Consider the following 23,987-nt stretch of genomic DNA (forward strand, 5'->3'; position numbering starts at 1 on the left):
GATATTTTTTGCATTGGGAGTCCCGGTCATGTTGAGCGCATTTCAACTCGAAAATAACCGACTGACTCGGCTTGAAGCCGAAGAGTCACAGCCCCTCATTGATGCCGTATGGGTGGATCTGGTCGAGCCGGACGACGATGAGCGCCTTCGCGTACAATCTGAGCTGGGGCAAAGCCTGGCAACCCGCCCGGAACTGGAAGACATTGAAGCCTCCGCCCGTTTCTTTGAAGATGAAGACGGCCTGCACATTCACTCCTTCTTCTTCTTTGAAGATGCGGAAGATCACGCGGGTAACTCCACCGTGGCGTTTACCATTCGCGACGGTCGTCTGTTCACCCTGCGCGAGCGCGAACTGCCGGCATTTCGCCTCTACCGCATGCGCGCCCGCAGCCAGGCGATGGTGGACGGAAACGCATACGAGCTGCTGCTCGATCTGTTCGAAACCAAAATTGAACAGCTGGCGGACGAAATTGAAAACATCTACAGCGACCTGGAAAAGCTGAGCCGCGTGATCATGGAAGGCCATCAGGGCGATGAGTACGACGAGGCGCTCTCGACGCTGGCAGAGCTGGAAGATATCGGCTGGAAGGTGCGTCTGTGTCTGATGGATACCCAGCGCGCGCTGAACTTCCTGGTGCGCAAGGCGCGTCTGCCGGGCGGTCAGTTGGAGCAGGCGCGTGAGATCTTACGCGATATCGAATCCCTGCTGCCGCACAACGAATCCCTGTTCCAGAAGGTGAACTTCCTGATGCAGGCGGCGATGGGCTTTATTAACATCGAGCAGAACCGCATCATCAAGATCTTCTCGGTGGTGTCCGTGGTGTTCCTGCCGCCGACGCTGGTGGCATCGAGCTACGGGATGAACTTTGAGTTTATGCCGGAGCTGAAGTGGAGCTTTGGCTACCCTGGGGCGATTATCTTTATGATCCTCGCCGGGCTGGCGCCGTATCTGTACTTTAAGCGTCGGAACTGGCTGTAAAATCTGGCGGGTGGCGCTGCGCTTACCCGCCCTACAAAACACCTACATTCCTCTGCGGGTTCTGCGCTGGGTATAAATCGCATCGGCGACGAAAATCGCCAGCGCCACCCAGATAAAGGCGAAGGTTACCATCTTATCCGCACCCGGCACTTCGCCGTAAAACACCACTGCCAGCAGGAACATCAGCGTTGGGCCAATGTACTGGAAAAAGCCCAGCGTGGAGAGGCGCAGGCGCGTTGCCGCACCGGTGAAGCACAGCAGCGGAATGGTGGTCACTACGCCCGCCGCCATCAGCATCAGGTTCAGCGACCACGGGTTGCTGCCCATATGGCTGGTGGCGCTGTCGGCGATACCGAACAGATAGACCGCCGCCACCGGCAGCAGCCACAGGGTTTCAAACAGCATCCCGGTTTGGGCTTCCACCGCAATTTTCTTACGTACCAGGCCGTAAAAAGCAAAGCTGAACGCCAGACCGAGGGCGATAACCGGCAGCGAGCCAAACGTCCACAGCTGCACCAGCACGCCGCAGAAGGCCAGAATCACCGCCACCCACTGCATCCGGCGGAAGCGTTCGCCGAGGAAAATCATCCCCAGCACGATATTCACCAGCGGGTTAATGAAGTACCCCAGGCTCGCTTCGAGCATGTGGTGGTTATTCACCGCCCAGATAAACAGCAGCCAGTTGCCGCCGATCAGCACCGCAGAAAGCGCCAGCAGGAAGACCTTTTTCGGGGTTTGCAGCAGCGTTTTAACGCCGGACCACTGACGGCTGAGGCTCATCAGCGCGATCATGAAGAAGAACGACCAGATGACGCGGTGAGTGAGGATCTCGTCGGCCGGTACATAGGCGATAAATTTGAAGTACGCCGGCGCGATACCCCAAATAAAATAAGCGGCAAGGGCGAGTAAAACGCCCTGCCGCGTCTGTTTAGCATCCATCGGGAAAATCCGTTACAAAAAAGTGAATCAATTTTACCCGATTTTGCCGCTTCAACCCACCATATAAGTGGCGGTTGCGCTGGCGATATAAACCTGTTCTTCGTTATGCAGCTCAACGCGGGCAACGGCAACTTTATTCCCGGCGCGCAGCAGGCTGCTGGTGCAGGTAAAGCGGTTTCCGCGCCCCGGGCGAAGATAGTCGACGCGTAAATCAATGGTGCCCATGCGCGCCAGGCGCTGGCGGAGTTCGTCTTCATTTATGGTGTCATGGCGAGTCAGCGTACTGCCCACGCAGACCAGGCCTGCCGCCACGTCCAGCGCGGAGGCAATCACCCCGCCGTGCAAAATACTTTGCGCCCAGTTACCCACCATCATCGGCTGGTTGTTGAAGCTCAGCTGGGCAAACTCTTTCTCGTAACGCTCCAGCTCCAGTCCCAGCGCACGGTTAAACGGCATATGGTAAACAAAAATCTCGCCCACGAGTTTTAACACTTCTTCGGCGGAAAGCATGGCTGACATGAGGCATCACATCCTTATTGTTAATGAAATGTTGATTTTATGCCTCAGCAATAAGGAATTCCACTTTCAGAAACGAGGATGCAGCAGTTATCGCAGAAGTCTGTAGAATGTTCGCCTCATAACTATTCAGGTAATTTTACTCTTTGCAGGAGAACACCACCGATGCGGACGTATCTGGCCTGGTTACTGGCGGCGGTTGCGCTGCCCCTCACAGCATATGCGCAGGAAGCGACGATTAAAGAAGTCCATGATAAGCCTGCCGTTAAGGGCAGCATTATCGCCAACATGCTGCAGGAGCACGACAACCCGTTCACGCTCTACCCGTATGACACGAACTACGTGATTTATACCCAAACCAGCGATCTCAACAAAGAGGCGATAAGCTCCTATAACTGGTCTGACAATGCGCGTAAGGATGAAGTGAAGTTCCAGCTTAGCCTCGCGTTCCCGTTCTGGCGCGGTATTCTGGGGCCGAACTCGGTGCTCGGTGCCTCTTACACGCAGAAATCCTGGTGGCAGCTCTCTAACAGCGGCGAATCTTCACCGTTCCGTGAAACCAACTATGAGCCGCAGCTTTTCCTCGGCTTCGCAACGGATTATGAATTCGCTGGCTGGACGCTGCGTGACGTTGAGGTCGGTTTTAATCATGACTCTAACGGCCGGTCCGACCCCACTTCACGCAGCTGGAACCGTGCCTATACGCGCCTGATGGCGCAGAACGGCAACTGGATGGTGGAAGTGAAGCCGTGGTACGTAGTCGGCAGCACGGATGATAACCCGGACATCACCAAATATATGGGCTACTACCAGCTCAAGGTCGGCTACCAGTTAGGCGAAGCCGTGCTGAGCGCGAAAGGCCAGTACAACTGGAACACGGGCTACGGAGGTGCTGAGGTGGGCTTAAGCTACCCGGTGACGAAGCACGTGCGTCTCTATACCCAGGTGTATAGCGGCTACGGCGAGTCGCTGATCGACTACAACTTCAACCAGACTCGCGTTGGCGTAGGTGTAATGCTGAACGATATTCTCTAAGCCGCTCGAATGTTTTTGCGTTAAACGTTGAAGTTTCTCTCTCAGGCGCTGAAAATAGCGCCTGTTTTATTTTTCGCAAATGGGGTTAACGTGGCGCAGGCGGAAGTATTGAATCAGGAGTCGCTGGCTAAGCAGGTTTTGCATGAAACCTTTGGCTACCAGCAGTTCCGCCCCGGCCAGGAAACCATCATTGAAACCGTGCTGGAAGGCCGCGACTGTCTGGTGGTGATGCCGACCGGCGGCGGGAAATCCCTCTGCTATCAGGTGCCCGCGCTGGTGCTGAACGGCCTGACGGTCGTGGTATCGCCTCTCATTTCTCTGATGAAAGACCAGGTGGACCAGTTGCTCGCCAACGGCGTGGCGGCGGCGTGCCTGAACTCGACGCAAACCCGCGAGCAGCAGCAAGAGGTGATGGCCGGGTGCCGCACCGGGCAGATACGCCTGCTGTATATCGCGCCAGAGCGCCTGATGCTGGATAATTTCCTCGATCACCTGGCGCACTGGAACCCGGTCCTGCTGGCGGTGGATGAAGCGCACTGTATCTCCCAGTGGGGACACGATTTCCGCCCGGAATACGCCGCCCTCGGCCAGCTGCGTCAGCGCTTCCCCGAACTGCCGTTTATGGCGCTTACTGCCACGGCGGACGACACCACGCGTCTGGACATTGTCCGCCTGCTGGGGCTGAACGACCCGTATATTCAGGTCAGCAGCTTCGACCGCCCCAACATCCGCTACATGCTGATGGAAAAATTCAAGCCGCTGGATCAGCTCCTGCGCTACGTCCAGGAGCAGCGCGGCAAGTCCGGCATTATCTACTGCAACAGCCGTGCGAAGGTGGAAGACACCGCCGCGCGTCTGCAAAACCGCGGCTTTAGCGCCGCCGCGTATCACGCCGGGTTAGAGAACCACATCCGCGCCGACGTGCAGGAGAAATTCCAGCGCGATGACCTGCAAATCGTCGTCGCGACGGTGGCGTTCGGGATGGGCATCAACAAGCCGAACGTGCGCTTTGTGGTGCACTTCGACATTCCGCGCAATATCGAATCCTACTATCAGGAAACCGGCCGCGCCGGGCGTGACGGCCTGCCGGCGGAGGCGATGCTGTTTTACGATCCGGCGGATATGGCGTGGCTGCGCCGCTGTCTGGAAGAGAAACCGCAGGGACAGCTCCAGGACATCGAACGTCACAAGCTCAACGCGATGGGCGCCTTCGCGGAAGCGCAAACCTGCCGCCGTCTGGTGCTGCTCAACTACTTTGGTGAAGGGCGACAGGAGCCGTGCGGCAACTGCGATATCTGCCTCGATCCGCCAAAGCAGTACGATGGCCTGATGGACGCGCGCAAAGCGCTCTCGACCATTTACCGCGTGAACCAACGCTTCGGGATGGGCTACGTGGTGGAAGTGCTGCGCGGTGCCAATAACCAGCGTATCCGCGACATGGGCCACGACAAGCTGCCGGTTTACGGCATCGGTAAAGACCAGAGCCACGAGCACTGGGTCAGCATTATTCGCCAACTGATCCACCTCGGCTTTGCTACGCAGAACATTGCCCAGCACTCTGCGCTACAGCTGACCGAAGCGGCGCGTCCGGTGCTGCGCGGTGACGTTGAGCTCAGGCTCGCCGTGCCGCGCGTGGTCGCCCTCAAGCCGCGCGTGATGCAGAAATCCTACGGCTGCAACTACGACCGCAAGCTGTTCGCCAAACTGCGCAAGCTGCGTAAGGCCATTGCCGACGAAGAAAACATTCCGCCGTACGTGGTGTTCAACGACGCGACGCTGATTGAGATGGCGGAACAGATGCCGCTCAGCGCCAGCGAAATGCTCAGCGTCAACGGCGTCGGCACCCGCAAGCTGGAGCGCTTCGGGAAAGAGTTTATGGCGCTCATCCGTTCCCACGTTGATGGTGATGATGAGGAGTAGTCAGCCGGGCGAAAAAGTGCCAGGATGATGACTCACTGAATTATTTCCCCGCGAGCTAATTATGTTAATGCTATTTCTCACCGTGGCGTTAGTGCACATCGTTGCGCTGATGAGCCCGGGACCTGACTTTTTTTTCGTGTCGCAAACCGCCGTCAGCCGCTCCCGAAAAGAGGCGATGATGGGCGTGCTCGGTATTACCATGGGCGTTATGGTCTGGGCGGCGGTCGCGCTGCTCGGTCTGAACCTGATCCTGGCGAAGATGGCCTGGCTGCATAACATCATTATGGTCGGCGGCGGGCTGTACCTGTGCTGGATGGGCTACCAGATGCTGCGCGGGGCGCTGAAGAAAGAAGAGAAAAAACCGGAAGAGCCAAAAGTCGAGCTGGCAACGGGCGGCCGCAGCTTTGTAAAAGGGCTGCTGACCAACCTGGCGAACCCGAAAGCGATTATCTATTTCGGCTCCGTGTTCTCGCTGTTTGTGGGTGACAGCGTCGGCGCGGGCGCGCGCTGGGGCATCTTCCTGCTGATCGTCGTTGAAACCTTTGCCTGGTTTACCATCGTGGCCAGCCTGTTTGCCTTACCGGCGATGCGCCGCGGCTATCAGCGCATCGCGAAGTGGATCGACGGCTTCGCCGGCGCGCTGTTCGCTGGGTTCGGCATTCATCTCATCATTTCTCGCTAAGCATGACGCGCTGACGCAAGCAGCGCGCCAACCAGCATAAACAGCGAGCCAAAGACTTTGTTCAGGGCCTTCATCTGCTTAGGCCCTTTAATCCACGCCGCTATCCGCTGCGCCAGCGTCGCATAACCAATCATCACGATGATATCGACAACGATCGTGGTTGCGCCCAGCACCACGTACTGCATCACCTGGGGCTGATGCGGCACGATAAACTGCGGGAACAGCGCGGCGAGGAACACAATGCTTTTCGGGTTGGTCAGGTTCACGAACACCGCGCGCTTAAACAGGTGGCCGCGCGTTTGCGTCCGGGAGAGGGTATTCAGGTCAATCGAGCCTGCCGCGCGCCACTGCTGGATACCGAGCCAAATCAGATACGCTGCCCCGGCCCATTTCAGCACCTCAAAGGCCAGCACGGAGCGGGAGAACAGCGTTCCCAGACCAATCCCCACCAGCACAATGTGAATGCCGAGCCCGGTTTGCAAACCGGCAATCGACGCCGCCGCACCGCGATAGCCGTGGTTGATGGAGGTGGTCATCGTGTTAATGGCGCCAGAGCCGGGCGAAAGGCTGAGGATGATGGATGTCAGCAGGTAGGCGAACCACCACTCGAAGGTCATTTGAAACTCCCGAACCGTCTATTTTTATGCCACAATACGCTATTGTTGAGTCATTTTGTGACCAGTGACGAAAAAAAACGATATTCCCTGGATTACGTGAGTGGAAACCCAATGTTTCAGCAGAAAAAGGACTGGGAAACACGAGAAAACGCATTTGCTGCTTTCTCTATGGGGCCGCTGACCGATTTCTGGCGGCAGCGTGAGGAAGACGAGTTTACGGGCGTCGGGGGCATCCCGGTGCGCTTCGTTCGCTTCCGCAATGAAAAAAATGACCGGGCGATCGTGGTCTGCCCCGGCCGTATCGAAAGCTACGTTAAATATGCCGAACTGGCCTACGATCTGGTCAACATGGGTTTTGACGTGCTGATCATCGACCACCGTGGGCAGGGGCTGTCCGGGCGCATGCTGCCGGATACGCACCGTGGGCACGTGGATAACTTCAGCGATTACGTCGACGATTTTGCCGCGTTCTGGCAGCAGGAAGTTCAGCCCGGCCCCTGGCGCAAGCGGTATATCCTTGCGCACTCCATGGGCGGCGCCATTTCGACGCTGTTTTTGCAGCGGTACGAGCACCAGTGCGACGCCATTGCGCTCACCGCGCCGATGTATGGGATTGTCATTCGTTTTCCCGACTGGATGGTGCGCCATCTTCTCGACTGGGCTGAGGGCCATCAGCGCATTCGTGAAGGCTATGCCATCGGAACCGGACGCTGGCGCGCATTGCCGTTCGCCATCAACGTCTTAACCCACAGTCGGCAGCGCTATCGCCGCAACCTGCGCTTTTATGCCGATGAACCGCGCCTGCGCGTCGGCGGCCCGACCTGGCACTGGGTGCGTGAGGGTATTCTGGCCGGTGAGCAGGTGCTGGCGGGCGTAGGCGATGATGACACGCCGACGCTTTTGATTCAGGCGGAAGAAGAGCGTGTGGTGGATAACCGCATGCATGACCGCTATTGTGAACTGCGCGCTGCCGCCGGTCACCCTTGTGAAGGGGGTAAACCGCTGGTCATCAACGGCGCGTACCATGAGATCCTTTTTGAAAAGGACGCTATGCGCTCAGTCGCGCTCAACGCCATCGTCGAGTTTTTCGACCGGCATAACTGATTTTCTATTGAGGTTAAATTTTCCTATGTACCAGGTTGTTGCATCTGATTTAGATGGCACGCTGCTTTCCCCCGACCACACCCTGTCGCCTTACGCGAAAGAGACCTTAAAGCTTCTGACCGCCCGTGGCGTGAACTTTGTGTTCGCCACCGGCCGCCACCACGTGGACGTGGGGCAGATCCGCGATAATCTGGAGATCAAGTCGTACATGATCACCTCCAACGGTGCGCGCGTGCATGATACCGACGGCAACCTGATCTTCACCCATAACCTGGATCGCGATATTGCCGCCGATCTCTTCGGCGTGGTGCATAACAACCCGGCTATCGTCACTAACGTATACCGCGACGACGAATGGTTCATGAACCGCCACCGCCCGGATGAAATGCGTTTCTTCAGGGAAGCGGTATTCAACTACTCCCTGTATGAGCCGGGCCTGCTGGATCCAGAGGGGATCAGCAAGGTGTTCTTCACCTGCGACAGCCACGAAGAGCTGCTGCCGCTGGAGCAGGCGATCAACGCCCGCTGGGGCGATCGCGTCAACGTGAGCTTCTCCACCCTGACCTGTCTGGAAGTGATGGCGGGCGGCGTTTCTAAAGGTCACGCGCTGGAAGCGGTTGCGAAACGTTTGGGCTTCGAGCTGAAAGACTGCATCGCCTTCGGTGACGGCATGAACGATGCGGAAATGCTTTCTATGGCGGGTAAGGGCTGCATTATGCAGAACGCGCACCAGCGCCTGAAGGATCTGCACCCGGAGCTGGAAGTCATCGGCACCAACGCAGACAACGCGGTACCGAAATACCTGCGCAAGCTGTTTCTTGAATAATCTTCATTCGGTTATTTATTGCTCAGTTGTCAACTAAAGAGTTCGCTACAATGCCTGTCCTTCATTCTGAGAGACAAGCATTGTGGCGCTACTCATTATCACCACTATCCTGTGGGCCTTCTCCTTTAGCCTGATTGGCGAATACCTTGCCGGTTCGGTCGACAGCTACTTCTCGGTGCTGATGCGCGTGGGGCTGGCGGCGCTGGTGTTCCTGCCGTTCCTGCGCACGCGCGGACAATCGCTGAAAACCATTCTGCTTTACATGCTGGTGGGCGCGATGCAGCTTGGCATCATGTATCTGTTCAGCTTCCGGGCTTACGTCTACCTGTCCGTCTCCGAATTCCTGCTCTTTACCGTGCTGACGCCGCTCTATATCACGCTGATTTACGACCTGCTCAGCAGGCGCCGTCTGCGCTGGGGATACCTGCTGAGCGCCGCGCTGGCGGTGATTGGTGCGGCGATTATTCGCTATGACAAAGTAAGCGATCACTTCTGGACCGGGCTGATGTTCGTCCAGCTCGCCAACATCAGCTTTGCCATCGGTATGGTGGGCTACAAGCGCCTGATGGAAACCCGCCCGATGCCGCAGCACAACGCGTTTGCGTGGTTCTATATGGGCGCGGCGATAGTCGCGGTGGCCGCGTGGTTTATGCTCGGCAACCCGCAAAAGCTGCCGACCACCACCGTGCAGTGGAGCGTTCTGGTCTGGCTGGGCGTGGTGGCATCGGGGCTGGGGTACTTTATGTGGAACTACGGCGCTACGCAGGTAGACGCCGGTACGCTGGGGATCATGAACAACGTGCACGTGCCGGCGGGGCTGCTGGTGAACCTCGCCATCTGGCAGGAACAGCCGCACTGGCCGAGCTTCCTTATTGGGGGAGCGGTGATCCTGGCTTCACTGTGGGTCCATCGCCGCTGGGTCGCTCCGCGCTCCGCACAAACGGAAGATGGTCGCACGCGTGGTTCCGCGCTGAGCGAATAAACGCCTCCGTAACCGGCTGACGCTGCTCGCCGTCGCGCACGGCGGCGTACAGCCGGCTCCACAGTCCTTCCCCCAGGGTTTTGGTGACCACCAGACCCTGGCGTTCAAAACTCTCCACCACCCAGTGCGGCAGCGCCGCGATACCCATGCTGGCTGCCACCATCTGAATCAACAGCAGGGTGTTGTCCACGCTTTTCAGCTGTGGGCTAATGCCTGCAGGCTGCAGGAAGTGGCGCCAGATATCCAGACGACTGCGCTGAACCGGGTAAATCAGCAATGTTTCCGTTGCCAGATCCTCTGGCGTGATGCGCGTTTTGGCCGCCAGCGGATGGTCCGGCGCCAGCACCAGGCGCACTTCATAATCGAACATCGGCGAATAGTGCAGGCCGCTGCGCGGCAGGATGTCGGACGTCATCACCAGATCCAGCTCGCCCTGCTGGAGCGAGGGCTGCGGGTCGAACGTCACGCCGGATTTAAAGTCCATCTCCACCTGCGGCCACTTCTGGCGAAAGTTCTCAAGCGCGGGGGTCAGCCACTGGATACAGCTGTGGCACTCAATGGCGATCCGCAGTTTGGTCTGCTGCGGTTCGTTACACGCCTGCAGCGCGCTGGCGATCTGCGGCAGTACCTGATTCGCCAGTTGAAGAAGAATTTCACCCTGCGGCGTAAAGCGCAGAGGCTGGCTCTTACGCACAAAAAGACGAAATCCGAGGCGTTGTTCCAGATCGCTGAACTGGTGAGAAAGGGCGGACTGGGTCTGGTGCAGCGTGGCCGCAGCCGCCGCGAGCGAACCGCAGTTCCGCAACGCTTGTAGCGTTTTCAGGTGTTTAATCTCGATCATGAAAGTCCTTCACTCCGCCATGAACATTTTGCGCTTGAGGAATATACAGTACCTGCCAATTATAGATGTGTAAACATCTGGACGTCTAAATAACGAATTTCACAAGGGGCATACCATGACAATCCGCAATCACACTCTCGGTTTTCCTCGCGTTGGCCTGCGCCGCGAGCTGAAAAAAGCGCAAGAAAGCTACTGGGCGGGCAACGCCTCCCGTGAAGAACTGCTGGCGGTGGGGCGGGAGCTGCGCGCCCGTCACTGGGATCAGCAAAAACAGGCGGGTATTGACCTGCTGCCGGTGGGCGATTTCGCCTGGTACGACCATGTTCTGACGACCAGCCTGCTGCTGGGCAACGTGCCGGCTCGTCATCAGAACAAAGATGGATCGGTGGATATTGATACCCTGTTTCGCATCGGCCGCGGCCGCGCACCAACGGGTGAGCCAGCGGCAGCGGCGGAAATGACCAAGTGGTTTAACACCAACTATCACTATATGGTGCCGGAGTTCGTCAAAGGTCAGCAGTTTAAGCTGACCTGGACGCAGCTTCTGGACGAAGTGGATGAAGCGCTGGCGCTGGGCCACCAGGTGAAGCCCGTATTGCTGGGGCCGGTAACCTACCTGTGGCTGGGTAAAGTGAAGGGCGAACAGTTTGACCGCCTCAGCCTGCTGAACGAGATTCTGCCGGTCTATAAGCAGGTGTTGATTGAGCTGGGCAAGCGCGGCATTCAGTGGGTGCAAATCGACGAACCGGCGCTGGTGCTGGAGCTGCCGCAGGCGTGGCTCGATGCCTTCAAACCGGCGTATGACGCGCTCGCCGGACAGGTAAAGCTGCTGCTGACCACCTATTTTGAAGGCGTGACGCCCAACCTGAAGACCATTACCGCGCTGCCGGTTCAAGGCCTGCACGTTGACCTGGTTCACGGTAAAGACGATGTGGCGGAACTGCACAAGCGGCTGCCCGCAGAGTGGCTGCTCTCCGCCGGTCTGGTTAACGGCCGTAACGTCTGGCGCGCCGATCTGACCGAGAAATACGCGCAAGTTAAAGACATCGTCGGTAAACGCGAGCTATGGGTGGCATCATCCTGCTCGCTGCTGCACAGTCCGATCGATCTGAGCGTGGAGACCCGTCTCGACCCTGAAGTGAAAAGCTGGTTTGCTTTCGCCCTGCAAAAATGTGAAGAGCTGGCGCTGCTGCGCGACGCGCTGAACAGCGGCGATACGGCGGCGATTACCGACTGGAGCGCACCGATTCAGGCGCGCCGTCACTCGGCACGCGTGCACAACCCGGCGGTAGAAAAACGTCTGGCGGCCATCACCGCCCAGGACAGCCAGCGCCAGAGCCCGTACGAGGTACGTGCCGAAGCCCAGCGCGCCCGCTTCAACCTTCCCGCATGGCCGACCACGACGATCGGCTCCTTCCCGCAGACGACGGAGATCCGCGGCCTGCGTCTGGACTTCAAAAAGGGCAACCTGGATGCGAACCACTACCGCACCGGCATCGCGGAACACATCAAGCAGGCGATTATCGAGCAGGAGCGCCTGGGGCTGGACGTGCTGGTGCACGGCGAAGCCGAGCGTAACGACATGGTGGAATACTTCGGTGAACACCTGGACGGCTTCGTCTTTACCCAGAACGGCTGGGTGCAAAGCTACGGCTCCCGCTGCGTGAAGCCGCCGGTGGTCATCGGTGACGTCAGCCGTCCGGAACCGATCACGGTTGAGTGGGCGAAGTACGCCCAGTCCCTGACCGACAAGCCGGTAAAAGGCATGCTGACCGGCCCGGTGACCATTCTTTGCTGGTCGTTCCCGCGCGAAGACGTGACCCGCGAAACCATTGCCAAACAGATTGCGCTGGCGCTGCGTGATGAAGTGGCGGATCTGGAAGCGGCGGGGATTGGCATCATCCAGATTGACGAACCGGCGCTGCGCGAAGGTTTGCCGCTGCGCCGCAGCGGCTGGGATGCCTACCTGCAGTGGGGCGTGGAAGCGTTCCGCATCAACGCCGCGGTGGCGAAGGACGACACCCAGATCCACACCCACATGTGCTACTGCGAATTTAACGACATCATGGATTCGATTGCCGCGCTGGATGCTGACGTCATCACCATCGAGACCTCGCGTTCAGACATGGAGCTGCTGGAGTCGTTTGAAGAGTTCGACTATCCGAACGAAATCGGACCGGGCGTGTACGACATTCACTCGCCGAACGTCCCGAGCGTGGAGTGGATTGAGGCGCTGCTGAAAAAAGCCGCTCAGCGCATTCCGGCGCAACGCCTGTGGGTGAACCCGGACTGCGGGCTGAAAACCCGCGGCTGGCCGGAGACGCGTGCGGCGCTCGCCAACATGGTGAAGGCGGCGCAGAATTTGCGTCAGGCTTGATAACGCGCAGGCCCGGTAAGGCGTAGCCGCCACCGGGCTTTTTTTACGCTTTTTTCCCGCCGTACTGGCTAAACCACGCCAGCATTCTCTGCCAGCCATCTTTCGCGGATTCCGCGTGATAGCTCGGACGATAATCGGCGTTAAACGCGTGCCCGGCATCCGGATACACTACAATCTCCGCCTTTGCATTCGCCGCGCGTAGCGCATGACGCATGGTCTCGACGGTATCAAGCGGGATGCCGGTATCCTGACCGCCATATAGCCCTAACACCGGGGCATTGAGATCGGTAGCGATATCAACCGGATGTTTCGGTGAGTTCAGCGTCTTTTCACCCACCAGTTTGCCGTACCAGGCAACGGCGGCTTTCAGCTGCGGGTTATGCGCGGCATACAGCCAGATAATGCGTCCACCCCAGCAGAAACCGGTGACCATTAAGCGGTGCGGGTCGCCGCCGTTGCGCGCCGCCCAGCTGGCGACGTGGTCGAGGTCTGCCAGCACCTGCGCGTCCGGCACTTTGCTGACCAGGTTGCTGAACAGCGTCGGGATATCGCTGTAATCGTTCGGATCGCCCTGACGGAAGTAGAGCTCTGGCGCAACGGCCAGATATCCTTCAAGGGCCAGGCGGCGGCAGAGATCGCGAATATGTTCGTGAACGCCGAAAATCTCCTGAACCACAATCACGATGGGCAGCGGGCCGTCTGCTGACTTTGGTCGCGCGTGCCAGGCAGGCATATTTTCCCCCTGAGAGGGGATGGAGGTCTCGCCCGCCGTAATGGCTTCTTCAGGGGTTGAGACGATGGTTGAAGCATGCGGAGCCGCAGCAGGTGCAAATCCGGTTTTTTCAGTCATGGCATTCTCCGTACCAATGAGTTAGCGCAAAGGTAAATATAGACACCAGGTTAACAACTCACAGTGCCTTAAACGGTCTATCTTTTGTGCAGCACCCGACGATATAACTTGTTAATGTGATGTGAATCACTTTTTGATGGAAATTCAATGCAATCATTTTCATTCATGGTGAGGTGTGTCACGAAATTATGCTTACCGCTTCTGTAAAGTACCGTTTTACTTCTTCTGACTAACCGACCCACAGAGGAGTCACCTATGTCTAAGTCTGATGTTTTTCATCTCGGCCTCACTAAAAACGATTTACAAGGGGCTACGCTCGCTATCGTCCCTGGCGATCCAGAGCGTGTGGAAAAGATCGCCGCGCTGATGGATAAGCCGGTCAAGCTGGCTGCCCATCGTGAATTCACCACCTGGCGCGCAGAGCTGGATGGCAAAGCGGTGATTGTGTGCTCTACCGGTATCGGTGGCCCGTCTACCTCTATCGCCGTGGAAGAGCTGGCGCAGCTGGGCATTCGTACTTTCCTGCGTATCGGTACCACCGGCGCGATTCAGCCGCACATCAACGTCGGCGACGTGCTGGTGACAACCGCATCCGTGCGTCTGGACGGCGCAAGTCTGCACTTTGCGCCAATGGAATTCCCGGCAGTGGCTGATTTCGAATGTACCACCGCGCTGGTCGAAGCAGCGAAATCCGTGGGCGCAACCACTCACGTGGGCGTGACGGCCTCCTCTGATACCTTCTATCCAGGCCAGGAACGCTACGACACCTTCTCAGGCCGCGTAGTGAGCCGCTTCAAAGGCTCAATGGAAGAGTGGCAATCCATGGGCGTGATGAACTACGAGATGGAATCCGCAACGCTGCTGACCATGTGCGCAAGCCAGGGTCTGCGTGCCGGTATGGTGGCGGGCGTTATCGTCAACCGTACCCAGCAGGAGATCCCGAACGCCGAAACCATGAAGCAGACCGAAAGTCATGCGGTGAAAATCGTGGTTGAAGCGGCCCGCCGCCTGATCTAGTCCTCCTCGCTGAGATAAAAGGCCGACGCGTTCGGCCTTTATTTTTTGCGTGGCGCCTCGCAGGAAAACCCTTTCAAACTGGACGTTTATACAGCACAATCTTATTTTGTGCGGGCAATACGTTGATGCAGGGGGCATTGTGGATATCTCAATCCTGATTTATGCGGTGATTGCGCTGGCGGGCGTGGGGATAGGCTGGCTGATTTCCAGCTACCAGCACGCTCAGCAGAAAGCCGAGCAGCTGGCGGAGCGTGAAGAGATCGTCGCCGAGCTTAGCGCGGCAAAACAACAGCTTGCGCTGAGCGATCACTGGCGCGACGAGTGCGAACTGCTCAATAACGAACTGCGTAACCTGCGTGATATTAACACCTCGCTGGAGGCCGATCTTCGCGAAGTGACTACCCGCCTTGAATCCACCCAGCTGCACGCCGAAGACAAAATCCGCCAGATGATCAACAGCGAGCAGCGCCTCAGCGAGCAGTTTGAGAACCTCGCCAACCGAATTTTTGAGCACAGCAACCGCCGCGTTGATGAGCAAAATCGCCAGAGCCTGAACAGCCTGCTGACGCCGCTGCGCGAACAGCTGGACGGCTTTCGCCGTCAGGTGCAGGACAGCTTTGGACAGGAAGCCCGCGAACGCCACACGCTGGCGCATGAGATCCGCAATCTTCAGCAGCTGAATGCCCAGATGGCGCAGGAGGCGGTCAACCTGACGCGGGCGCTGAAAGGCGATAACAAAACCCAGGGTAACTGGGGGGAAGTGGTACTTACCCGCGTGCTGGAGGCCTCCGGCCTGCGGGAAGGGTATGAATACGAAACGCAGGTGAGTATTGAAAACGATGCCCGCTCGCGAATGCAGCCGGATGTGATCGTGCGTCTACCGCAGGGCAAAGATGTGGTCATTGACGCCAAAATGACGCTGGTGGCCTATGAGCGCTACTTCAACGCCGAAGATGACTACACGCGCGAATCGGCGCTGCAGGAGCACATTGCTTCCGTGCGTAACCATATTCGCCTGCTGGGCAGAAAGGATTATCAGCAGCTGCCGGGGCTGCGCTCGCTGGACTACGTGCTGATGTTTATCCCGGTCGAACCCGCGTTTTTGCTGGCACTCGACAGACAGCCCGAACTGATCACCGAAGCGCTGAAAAATAATATCATGCTAGTCAGCCCCACCACGTTGTTAGTGGCCTTGCGGACCATTGCCAACCTGTGGCGCTATGAGCACCAGAGCCGCAATGCCCAGCAAATTGCCGATCGCGCCAGCAAGCTGTACGACAAAATGCGCCTGTTCGTGGACGATATGTCCTCCGTTGGGCAAAGCCTGGATCGTGCGCAGGATAACTACCGCCAGGCGATGAAAAAGCTCTCCTCGGGGCGTGGCAACCTGCTTGCGCAGGCTGAAGCATTCCGCAGCCTGGGGGTGGAGGTTAAACGCGAGATTAATCCGGAATTGGTCGAACAGGCCACAGCGCAGGACGAAGAGTTCCGGCTGCGTGAGGGCAGGGATGAACAAAATTCCCCCAGCCAGGACAACGATTTAGCGGCGGATTTATCGCCAGATGAACAGCCAGCGCGTTTCTTTCGCGGTGGTTGAATCGTAGGGCAATTGCGCCCAATCTGTTACACTTCACGAACATTTGACTGATTAGCAGGCTCTGAGATGGTTGACGATTCACAAGACACGACGCACTTTGGCTTTCAGACTGTAGCCAAAGCGCAGAAAGCTGACATGGTGGCCCACGTATTTCATTCCGTGGCGGCGAAGTACGATGTGATGAATGACTTGATGTCGTTCGGCATTCATCGCTTGTGGAAGCGCTTCACCATCGACTGCAGCGGTGTGCGTCGTGGACAAACGGTTCTCGATCTGGCTGGCGGTACGGGCGATCTGACGGCGAAATTCTCCCGTCTGGTGGGCGAAACCGGTCGCGTTGTACTGGCTGATATTAATGACTCCATGCTTAAAATGGGACGCGAAAAGCTGCGTAACATCGGCGTGGTGGGTAACGTGGAATACGTGCAGGCCAACGCCGAAGCGCTGCCGTTCCCGGACAATACCTTTGACTGCATCACTATTTCCTTCGGGCTGCGTAACGTCACCGATAAAGAAAAAGCGCTGCGCTCCATGTACCGCGTGCTGAAGCCGGGTGGACGCCTGCTGGTGCTCGAGTTCTCTAAACCGATTATCGACCCGCTGAGCAAAGCCTACGACGCCTATTCCTTCCACGTGCTGCCGCGTATTGGCGAACTGGTGGCAAACGACGCGGAAAGCTATCGCTATCTGGCGGAATCAATTCGCATGCACCCGGATCAGGACACCTTAAAAGCCATGATGCAGGATGCGGAATTTGAGAACGTTGAATACTTCAACATGACGGCGGGTGTCGTCGCGCTGCATCGCGGTTACAAATTCTGAGTGGAGGTGTCCCGTGCCCTTTAAACCCTTAGTCACCGCTGGCATCGAGAATGTGCTGAATGCCTTCCTGTATCGCGCTCCGGCGCTAAAAGCCGCACGTCAGCGGCTAAACGGGAAGGTACTGCGCATTGTGTTAAAAGAGTTCTCGACGCCGCTCGTGCTGGTCTTCAGCGAACGCCAGCTTGACGTTCTGGGTGAGTGGGAAGGTGAAGCTGATTGCTCGGTCATTACCCATATGAGCGTGCTGCCCAAACTGCGCGATCGCCAGCAATTAACGGCGCTTATCCGCAGCGGCGAGCTGGAAGTGGAAGGCGACATCCAGGTCGTGCAGAACTTCGTTGCGCTCAGCGATCTGGCTGAGTTCGACCCGGCAGAGCTGCTGGCGCCCTTTATTGGCGACATCGCCGCTGAAGGGATCGGGAAAGTTATTCATGGCGGCACGGCGTTCCTGCGCAAAAATCTGCAACGCCAACAGCGTTATGCCGCAGAAGTGCTGACCGAAGAGTGGCGCATGGCGCCAGGGCCACTTGAAGTGGCGTGGTTCGCAGAAGAAACGGCCGCGGTTGAACGTGCGGTTGATGCCTTAAGCAAACGGCTGGAAAAACTGGAGGGCAAATGACGCCTGGTGAAATTCGGCGCCTCTATTTTATCATCCACACCTTTTTGAGTTACGGGCTCGACGAGCTCATCCCCAAAATGCGTATCACGCTGCCGCTCAGGATCTGGCGGCGGACGCTGTTCTGGATGCCAAATCGCCATAAAGGTCAGCCGCTGGGTGAACGCCTTCGTCTGGCGCTGCAGGAGCTCGGCCCGGTATGGATTAAGTTCGGGCAGATGCTCTCAACCCGCCGCGATCTCTTTCCTCCGCACATTGCCGATGAGTTGGCGATGCTTCAGGACCGTGTCGCCCCGTTTGATGGGGTGAGAGCGAAAAAACAGATCGAAGAGGCGATGGGTAACCTTCCCGTTGAAACCTGGTTTGACGACTTCGAAATACAGCCGCTGGCGTCGGCTTCTATCGCTCAGGTGCACACTGCGCGTCTGAAAGAGAACGGTAAAGAGGTGGTGATCAAGGTGATCCGCCCGGATATCCTGCCGATCATCAAAGCCGACATGAAGCTGATTTATCGTCTGGCCCGTTGGGTGCCGCGTTTGTTACCAGATGGCCGCCGACTGCGTCCGATGGAAGTGGTGCGGGAGTATGAAAAAACGCTGATTGACGAGCTTAACCTGCTGCGTGAATCGGCAAACGCTATTCAGCTGCGCCGCAACTTTGAAAACAGCCCGATGCTTTATGTGCCTGAAGTCTATTCTGACTATTGCAGCCAGAACATGATGGTCATGGAGCGCATCTACGGTATTCCGGTTTCGGATGTGGTGGCGCTGGAGAAGCAGGGAACGAACATGAAGCTGCTGGCCGAGCGTGGCGTGCAGGTCTTCTTTACCCAGGTATTCCGCGACAGCTTTTTCCACGCGGACATGCACCCGGGCAATATCTTCGTGAGCTACGAACATCCTGAGGATCCGAAGTACATCGGTATCGACTGCGGGATTGTGGGCTCGCTGAATAAAGAAGATAAACGTTATCTGGCCGAGAACTTCATCGCGTTCTTCAACCGCGACTACCGCAAGGTGGCCGAGCTGCACGTTGATTCCGGCTGGGTTCCGCCGGACACCAACGTCGAAGAGTTCGAGTTTGCGATCCGGACCGTTTGCGAACCGATTTTTGAAAAACCGCTGGCAGAAATCTCCTTCGGCCACGTGCTGCTAAACCTGTTCAATACGGCTCGCCGCTTTAATATGGAAGTTCAGCCGCAGTTAGTTTTACTCCAGAAAACATTACTTTACGTTGAAGGTGTAGGTCGACAACTCTATCCTCAGTTAGACTTGTGGAAGACGGCTAAACCTTTCCTCGAATCCTGGATTAAGGATCAGGTTGGCCTTCCGGCGCTGGTTCGCTCGCTGAAAGAGAAAGGCCCGTTCTGGATAGAAAAAATGCCTGAAATTCCTGAACTGGTTTACGACAGTTTGCGTCAGAGCAAGAATCTTCAGCACAGCATGGATAAAATCGCCCGCGAGCTTCAGTCCAGCCGTGTGCGTCAGGGACAGTCACGCTATCTTTTTGGGATTGGCGCAACGCTGCTGCTGAGCGGCACGCTGCTGCTGATCAATCGTCCTGACTGGCAGATGATGCCCGCCTGGCTGATGGCTGGCGGGGCTGTTGTCTGGCTTGCAGGATGGAGAAAAACGCGCTGAGTTTGCGTCGCCATCGACGGGTCGCATACGTATAATGCGATCTGACCAATTAATCATCTATCCCTGAGGAATATGTATGGGTGGTATCAGTATCTGGCAATTAGTCATTATTGCCGTCATCGTCGTGCTGCTGTTTGGCACCAAAAAGCTCGGTTCCATTGGTTCCGATCTGGGCGCGTCTATCAAAGGCTTCAAGAAAGCAATGAGCGATGATGAGAGCAAGCAGGATAAAACCAGCCAGGACGCTGACTTTACTGCTAAATCCATCTCCGACAAGCAAGAAGATGCCAAAAAGGAAGACGCTAAACGCCACGATAAAGAGCAGGTGTAAGTCGTGTTCGACATTGGTTTTAGTGAGCTGCTGCTGGTCTTTGTGATTGGTCTGATCGTGCTGGGACCGCAGCGTCTGCCGGTAGCGGTGAAAACCGTCGTGGGCTGGGTTCGTGCGCTAAGATCGCTGGCCTCGACCGTTCAGAACGAGCTGGCGCAGGAACTTAAGCTGCAGGAGTTTCAGGAAAGCCTGAAAAAGGTCGAGAAGGCGAGCATGGATAACCTGACGCCGGAACTGAAAGCTTCAATGGATGAACTGCGCGAAGCGGCGGAATCTATGAAGCGCTCTTACAGCGTTAACGATCCTGAAAAAGCGAGCGATGAAGCGAACACTATTCATAACCCGGTGGTGAAGGACAGCGAAGCGCAGCGTGAGGGCGTGACGCCAGCGAGTGCGGAGCACCAGGCCGCAGCGCCTGAACAAACGCCGCAGGAAAGTGAACTGAAAAAACAGGCGCAGCCGGAAGAGCCGGCGGCAAAAGCGGCTGAAGCGAAACCCGCCGCGCCTGTTTCCGAATCATCCCCCTCGTCGAGTGATAAAGCGTAACCATGGCAGTAGATGATACTCAACCGCTTATTACGCACCTTATTGAGCTGCGTAAGCGCCTGTTAAACTGCATTATTGCGGTGTTCCTCATATTCCTGTGCCTGGTCTATTTCGCCAACGATATCTATCAGGTGGTTTCTGCGCCGCTGATCAAGCAGATGCCGCTGGGGGCAACGATGATTGCAACAGACGTTGCATCACCGTTTTTCACCCCGATTAAGCTCACCTTCTGGGTGTCGTTAATTGCGTCTGCACCCGTTATCCTTTATCAGGTATGGGCATTTGTGGCGCCAGCACTGTACAGGCACGAACGTAAACTGGTGATCCCGCTGCTGGTCTCCAGTTCGCTGCTGTTCTATATCGGCATGGCGTTTGCCTACTTCGTTGTCTTCCCGCTGGCCTTTGGCTTCCTGACGCATACCGCGCCGGAAGGGGTCCAGGTATCGACGGACATCGCCAGCTACCTCAGCTTTGTGATGGCGCTGTTTATGGCGTTCGGCGTGGCCTTTGAAGTGCCGGTGGCCATTGTGCTGCTCTGCTGGGTTGGGGTAACCACCCCTGATGATCTGCGTAAGAAGCGTCCCTATATTCTGGTGGGCGCCTTCGTAGTCGGCATGCTGCTGACGCCGCCGGACGTCTTCTCGCAAACGCTGCTGGCAATACCGATGTACTGCCTGTTTGAGGTTGGCGTATTCTTCTCGCGTTTCTACGTGGGAAAAGGACGCCGGTCGGACGATGAAGACGATGCGTCCGAAAAGACCACTGAAGAGTAAAACCAGCCGCCCGTCAGGGCGGTTGTTCTATGGGGAATCGCATGTTTGATATCGGACTCAACCTGACCAGCTCGCAGTTTGCGAAAGATCGTGACGAGGTGGTTGCGCGGGCTTTTGACGCCGGAGTCAAAGGACTCCTGCTGACCGGGACCAACCTGCATGAGAGCGAGCAGGCGCTGCTGATGGCGCAACGCTATCAATACTGCTGGTCAACCGCAGGCGTCCACCCTCATGACAGCAGCCAGTGGACTGCGGAGAGCGCAGACACCCTGCGTACGCTGGCAAAAACGGCAGAGGTGGTGGCTATTGGCGAGTGCGGGCTCGATTTTAACCGTAACTTCTCCACGCCTGAAGAACAGGAAAAGGCGTTCACTGCCCAGCTTGCGCTGGCGGCAGAGCTTGAAATGCCCGTCTTTATGCACTGTCGCGACGCGCATGAACGTTTTCTCGTACTGCTGGACCCGTGGCTGGATAAACTGCCCGGCGCAGTGCTCCACTGCTTCACCGGGTCGCGCCAGGAAGCGCTGGATTGCCTGAACCGCGGTTTGTATCTGGGGATCACCGGTTGGGTGTGTGATGAGCGCCGCGGGCTTGAGCTTCGCGAGCTGCTGCCGATAATCCCGGCAGACCGTCTGCTTCTTGAAACCGATGCGCCATACCTGCTGCCGCGAGATATAAAGCCCAAACCGGCATCGCGGCGAAACGAGCCCGCCTTGCTGGGGCACATTCTTGAGCGCGTAGCGCACTGGCGCGGAGAGGATCCGCACTGGCTTTCCGCGCAGACGGATGAAAACGTGCGTCGCCTGTTCGGGATAAACGTTTAGACTTTGCGGAAGTCTGTGTTTTTCACGCTCTGCAGCACCTGCTTGTTCAGCAGATTGAGCAACAGCATGGAGCGGGCTTCACCGTCCGGCTCGGCGAAAATCGCCTGCAGGCCTTCGAACGCGCCTTCGGTAATGACGACGCTATCGCCCGCGTAAGGGGTTTCCGGGTCGGTGATCCCTTCAGGCTGTTGATAAACAGACAGCTGGTGAATGACGGTCGACGGAACGGTTGCCGGGTGGGCACCAAAACGAACGAAGTGGCTGACGCCGCGCGTTGCGCTGATGGTGGTGGTGTGGATCACCTCAGGGTCAAACTCCACGAACAGATAGTTCGGGAATAAAGGCTCACTGACGGTTGTGCGCTTCCCGCGCTGCATTTTTTCAAGCGTGATCACGGGTGTCAGACAATTTACCGACTGACGTTCAAGATGTTCCTGCGCGCGCTGAAGTTGCCCGCGTTTGCAATACAGTAAATACCAGGCCTGCATAATCACTCTTTCCCTTAGTTCGGGGCGCAAGCATATCAAAACCCTGGAGGGATCGCTAAGTTGATTATAATGGGGGAAATTCGAACACAGCGGATAAGTTCACGCTAATTTAACAAAATTACAGCATCAAGCAGGCTTACGCCGTATAATGAAGCGCTTACAGAGAGGCCATGACTAACTGCATGAAATACCACGATCTCCGCGACTTCCTGACGCTGCTGGAAAAGCAGGGTGAACTGAAACGCATTACACTTCCTGTTGATCCTTATCTGGAAATGACAGAAATTGCTGACCGCACCCTGCGTGCCGGTGGCCCCGCATTACTGTTTGAAAACCCAAAAGGTTACTCCATGCCGGTGCTGTGCAACCTGTTCGGCACCCCGCGTCGTGTCGCGCTGGGAATGGGGCAGGAAGACGTTACCGCGCTGCGTGAAGTGGGTAAACTGCTGGCATTTCTGAAAGAGCCAGAGCCGCCGAAAGGCTTCCGCGATCTGTTCGACAAGCTGCCGCAGTTTAAGCAGGTGCTGAACATGCCCACCAAACGCCTGCGCGGCGCGCCGTGCCAGCAGAAAGTGCTGGAAGGCGATGCAGTTGACCTGACCAAGATCCCTATCATGCAGTGCTGGCCTGAAGATGCTGCGCCGCTGATCACCTGGGGCCTCACCGTGACGCGCGGGCCGCACAAAGAGCGGCAAAACCTCGGTATTTATCGCCAGCAGCTGATTGGCAAAAATAAGCTCATCATGCGCTGGCTGTCGCATCGTGGCGGCGCGCTGGATTTCCAGGAGTGGTGTGCTGCGCATCCGGGGGAACGTTTCCCGGTATCTGTCGCCTTAGGTGCCGATCCGGCCACCATTCTGGGGGCGGTCACGCCCGTCCCGGATACGCTCTCTGAATATGCGTTTGCTGGCCTGCTGCGCGGGACCAAAACCGAGGTCGTGAAGTGTATCTCTAACGATCTCGAAGTGCCGGCCAGTGCCGAAATTGTGCTGGAAGGTTACATCGAGCAGGGTGAAATGGCGCCAGAAGGCCCTTACGGCGATCACACCGGCTATTACAACGAAGTGGACAACTTCCCGGTGTTTACCGTCACGCACATTACCCAGCGTGAAGATCCGATTTATCACTCCACCTATACCGGCCGCCCACCGGATGAACCGGCGGTGCTGGGCGTGGCGCTGAACGAAGTGTTCGTGCCGATCCTGCAAAAGCAGTTCCCGGAAATCGTTGATTTTTATCTGCCGCCTGAAGGATGCTCGTATCGCATGGCGGTGGTCACGATGAAGAAGCAGTATCCTGGTCATGCTAAACGCGTGATGATGGGCGTATGGTCTTTCCTGCGCCAGTTTATGTATACCAAATTTGTTATTGTCTGCGATGATGACGTTAACGCCCGTGACTGGAATGACGTTATCTGGGCGATAACCACGCGAATGGATCCTGCGCGTGATACGGTGTTAGTCGAAAATACGCCGATAGATTATCTGGATTTTGCCTCGCCGGTTTCCGGTCTTGGCTCAAAGATGGGACTGGATGCCACAAATAAATGGCCTGGCGAAACCGACCGTGAATGGGGTCGCCCGATCAAAAAAGATCCTGCTGTGACCGCGCGAATTGACGCGATCTGGGACGAACTGGCCATAATGAATAACGGTAAACCCTGAG

General features: G+C 57.1%; 24 protein-coding genes. 18 read left to right on the forward strand and 6 right to left on the reverse strand.

Going from position 1 to position 23,987, the window contains the following annotated elements:
- The first annotated feature begins 28 nt into the window (after window positions 1-28).
- Window positions 29-979 carry a magnesium/cobalt transporter CorA gene (gene corA, locus USG84_RS21620; protein WP_008501540.1) on the forward strand — a complete coding sequence of 317 codons (951 nt, stop codon included), beginning with the start codon at window positions 29-31 and terminating at the stop codon, window positions 977-979.
- 42 nt (window positions 980-1,021) lie between these two features.
- Here the strand turns inward: corA and rarD are convergent, their stop codons facing one another.
- Window positions 1,022-1,918 (reverse strand): EamA family transporter RarD, encoded by an 897-nt coding sequence (gene rarD, locus USG84_RS21625; protein ID WP_061096766.1) that lies wholly within the window; start codon window positions 1,916-1,918, stop codon window positions 1,022-1,024.
- Window positions 1,919-1,969: 51 nt separating this feature from the next.
- Complete coding sequence (yigI, locus tag USG84_RS21630) at window positions 1,970-2,437, reverse strand: acyl-CoA thioesterase YigI (protein WP_151413034.1); 468 nt, start codon at window positions 2,435-2,437, stop codon at window positions 1,970-1,972.
- A 162-nt stretch (window positions 2,438-2,599) separates the two neighbouring features.
- Between yigI and pldA the strand changes: the two genes are divergently transcribed.
- From pldA to rhtC, 3 genes are all read left to right on the forward strand, one after another.
- On the forward strand, window positions 2,600-3,469 hold the full coding sequence (gene pldA / locus USG84_RS21635; protein WP_151413035.1) for a phospholipase A: 870 nt from the start codon (window positions 2,600-2,602) through the stop codon (window positions 3,467-3,469).
- A 90-nt stretch (window positions 3,470-3,559) separates the two neighbouring features.
- Entirely contained in the window at window positions 3,560-5,389 is a 1,830-nt protein-coding gene (gene recQ / locus USG84_RS21640; protein ID WP_151413036.1) for an ATP-dependent DNA helicase RecQ, read from the forward strand.
- Window positions 5,390-5,450: 61 nt separating this feature from the next.
- Entirely contained in the window at window positions 5,451-6,071 is a 621-nt protein-coding gene (rhtC, locus tag USG84_RS21645) for a threonine export protein RhtC (RefSeq protein WP_010426287.1), read from the forward strand.
- Here rhtC and rhtB read toward each other — a convergent pair.
- Complete coding sequence (gene rhtB, locus USG84_RS21650; RefSeq protein WP_151413037.1) at window positions 6,068-6,688, reverse strand: homoserine/homoserine lactone efflux protein; 621 nt, start codon at window positions 6,686-6,688, stop codon at window positions 6,068-6,070. The genes rhtC and rhtB overlap by 4 nt on opposite strands.
- A gap of 111 nt (window positions 6,689-6,799) precedes the next feature.
- Between rhtB and pldB the strand changes: the two genes are divergently transcribed.
- The 3 genes from pldB (at window position 6,800) to USG84_RS21665 (ending at window position 9,600) form a co-directional block, all read left to right on the forward strand.
- Window positions 6,800-7,792, forward strand: coding sequence for a lysophospholipase L2 (gene pldB / locus USG84_RS21655; protein WP_061096769.1), 993 nt, complete (start codon window positions 6,800-6,802; stop codon window positions 7,790-7,792).
- A 25-nt stretch (window positions 7,793-7,817) separates the two neighbouring features.
- Complete coding sequence (gene yigL, locus USG84_RS21660) at window positions 7,818-8,618, forward strand: sugar/pyridoxal phosphate phosphatase YigL (protein WP_151413038.1); 801 nt, start codon at window positions 7,818-7,820, stop codon at window positions 8,616-8,618.
- Between the two features lie 82 nt (window positions 8,619-8,700).
- Window positions 8,701-9,600: a carboxylate/amino acid/amine transporter gene (locus USG84_RS21665; protein WP_032644934.1), complete on the forward strand. Its 900-nt coding sequence runs from the start codon at window positions 8,701-8,703 to the stop codon at window positions 9,598-9,600.
- Here USG84_RS21665 and metR read toward each other — a convergent pair.
- Window positions 9,488-10,441 (reverse strand): HTH-type transcriptional regulator MetR, encoded by a 954-nt coding sequence (metR, locus tag USG84_RS21670; protein ID WP_061096772.1) that lies wholly within the window; start codon window positions 10,439-10,441, stop codon window positions 9,488-9,490. The two genes, USG84_RS21665 and metR, sit on opposite strands and share 113 nt — an antisense overlap.
- Before the next feature lie 115 nt (window positions 10,442-10,556).
- Between metR and metE the strand changes: the two genes are divergently transcribed.
- Window positions 10,557-12,818: a 5-methyltetrahydropteroyltriglutamate--homocysteine S-methyltransferase gene (gene metE / locus USG84_RS21675; protein WP_151413039.1), complete on the forward strand. Its 2,262-nt coding sequence runs from the start codon at window positions 10,557-10,559 to the stop codon at window positions 12,816-12,818.
- Window positions 12,819-12,861: 43 nt separating this feature from the next.
- Here the strand turns inward: metE and USG84_RS21680 are convergent, their stop codons facing one another.
- Window positions 12,862-13,668 (reverse strand): dienelactone hydrolase family protein, encoded by an 807-nt coding sequence (locus USG84_RS21680; RefSeq protein ID WP_151413040.1) that lies wholly within the window; start codon window positions 13,666-13,668, stop codon window positions 12,862-12,864.
- Window positions 13,669-13,923: 255 nt separating this feature from the next.
- Between USG84_RS21680 and udp the strand changes: the two genes are divergently transcribed.
- The 9 genes from udp to tatD all read left to right on the forward strand — a co-directional run bounded on the left by udp (window position 13,924) and on the right by tatD (window position 21,834).
- Window positions 13,924-14,685: a uridine phosphorylase gene (gene udp / locus USG84_RS21685; protein WP_003860792.1), complete on the forward strand. Its 762-nt coding sequence runs from the start codon at window positions 13,924-13,926 to the stop codon at window positions 14,683-14,685.
- Window positions 14,686-14,824: 139 nt separating this feature from the next.
- Window positions 14,825-16,282 carry a DNA recombination protein RmuC gene (rmuC, locus tag USG84_RS21690; protein ID WP_253543419.1) on the forward strand — a complete coding sequence of 486 codons (1,458 nt, stop codon included), beginning with the start codon at window positions 14,825-14,827 and terminating at the stop codon, window positions 16,280-16,282.
- A gap of 66 nt (window positions 16,283-16,348) precedes the next feature.
- Window positions 16,349-17,104 carry a bifunctional demethylmenaquinone methyltransferase/2-methoxy-6-polyprenyl-1,4-benzoquinol methylase UbiE gene (gene ubiE / locus USG84_RS21695; RefSeq protein WP_028014779.1) on the forward strand — a complete coding sequence of 252 codons (756 nt, stop codon included), beginning with the start codon at window positions 16,349-16,351 and terminating at the stop codon, window positions 17,102-17,104.
- Window positions 17,105-17,117: 13 nt separating this feature from the next.
- Window positions 17,118-17,723: a ubiquinone biosynthesis protein UbiJ gene (ubiJ, locus tag USG84_RS21700; protein WP_028014778.1), complete on the forward strand. Its 606-nt coding sequence runs from the start codon at window positions 17,118-17,120 to the stop codon at window positions 17,721-17,723.
- Window positions 17,720-19,360 carry a ubiquinone biosynthesis regulatory protein kinase UbiB gene (gene ubiB / locus USG84_RS21705; RefSeq protein WP_061096776.1) on the forward strand — a complete coding sequence of 547 codons (1,641 nt, stop codon included), beginning with the start codon at window positions 17,720-17,722 and terminating at the stop codon, window positions 19,358-19,360. The genes ubiJ and ubiB overlap by 4 nt, the downstream gene beginning before the upstream one ends.
- Window positions 19,361-19,436: 76 nt before the next feature.
- Complete coding sequence (gene tatA / locus USG84_RS21710) at window positions 19,437-19,691, forward strand: Sec-independent protein translocase subunit TatA (RefSeq protein WP_013099238.1); 255 nt, start codon at window positions 19,437-19,439, stop codon at window positions 19,689-19,691.
- Between the two features lie 3 nt (window positions 19,692-19,694).
- Window positions 19,695-20,237: a Sec-independent protein translocase protein TatB gene (tatB, locus tag USG84_RS21715; RefSeq protein ID WP_061096777.1), complete on the forward strand. Its 543-nt coding sequence runs from the start codon at window positions 19,695-19,697 to the stop codon at window positions 20,235-20,237.
- Window positions 20,238-20,239: 2 nt separating this feature from the next.
- Window positions 20,240-21,010, forward strand: a complete 771-nt coding sequence (gene tatC / locus USG84_RS21720) for a Sec-independent protein translocase subunit TatC (protein ID WP_028014775.1) — start codon at window positions 20,240-20,242, stop codon at window positions 21,008-21,010.
- Between the two features lie 41 nt (window positions 21,011-21,051).
- Complete coding sequence (gene tatD, locus USG84_RS21725) at window positions 21,052-21,834, forward strand: 3'-5' ssDNA/RNA exonuclease TatD (protein WP_151413041.1); 783 nt, start codon at window positions 21,052-21,054, stop codon at window positions 21,832-21,834.
- Here the strand turns inward: tatD and rfaH are convergent.
- Window positions 21,831-22,322, reverse strand: coding sequence for a transcription/translation regulatory transformer protein RfaH (rfaH, locus tag USG84_RS21730; protein ID WP_020882871.1), 492 nt, complete (start codon window positions 22,320-22,322; stop codon window positions 21,831-21,833). The two genes, tatD and rfaH, sit on opposite strands and share 4 nt — an antisense overlap.
- A 170-nt stretch (window positions 22,323-22,492) precedes the next feature.
- Between rfaH and ubiD the strand changes: the two genes are divergently transcribed.
- On the forward strand, window positions 22,493-23,986 hold the full coding sequence (gene ubiD / locus USG84_RS21735; protein WP_253543418.1) for a 4-hydroxy-3-polyprenylbenzoate decarboxylase: 1,494 nt from the start codon (window positions 22,493-22,495) through the stop codon (window positions 23,984-23,986).
- The last annotated feature ends 1 nt before the right edge of the window (window position 23,987 follow it).

This window comes from Enterobacter sp. 168J2, assembly GCF_034107265.1.
Lineage (GTDB): Bacteria > Pseudomonadota > Gammaproteobacteria > Enterobacterales > Enterobacteriaceae > Enterobacter > Enterobacter nematophilus.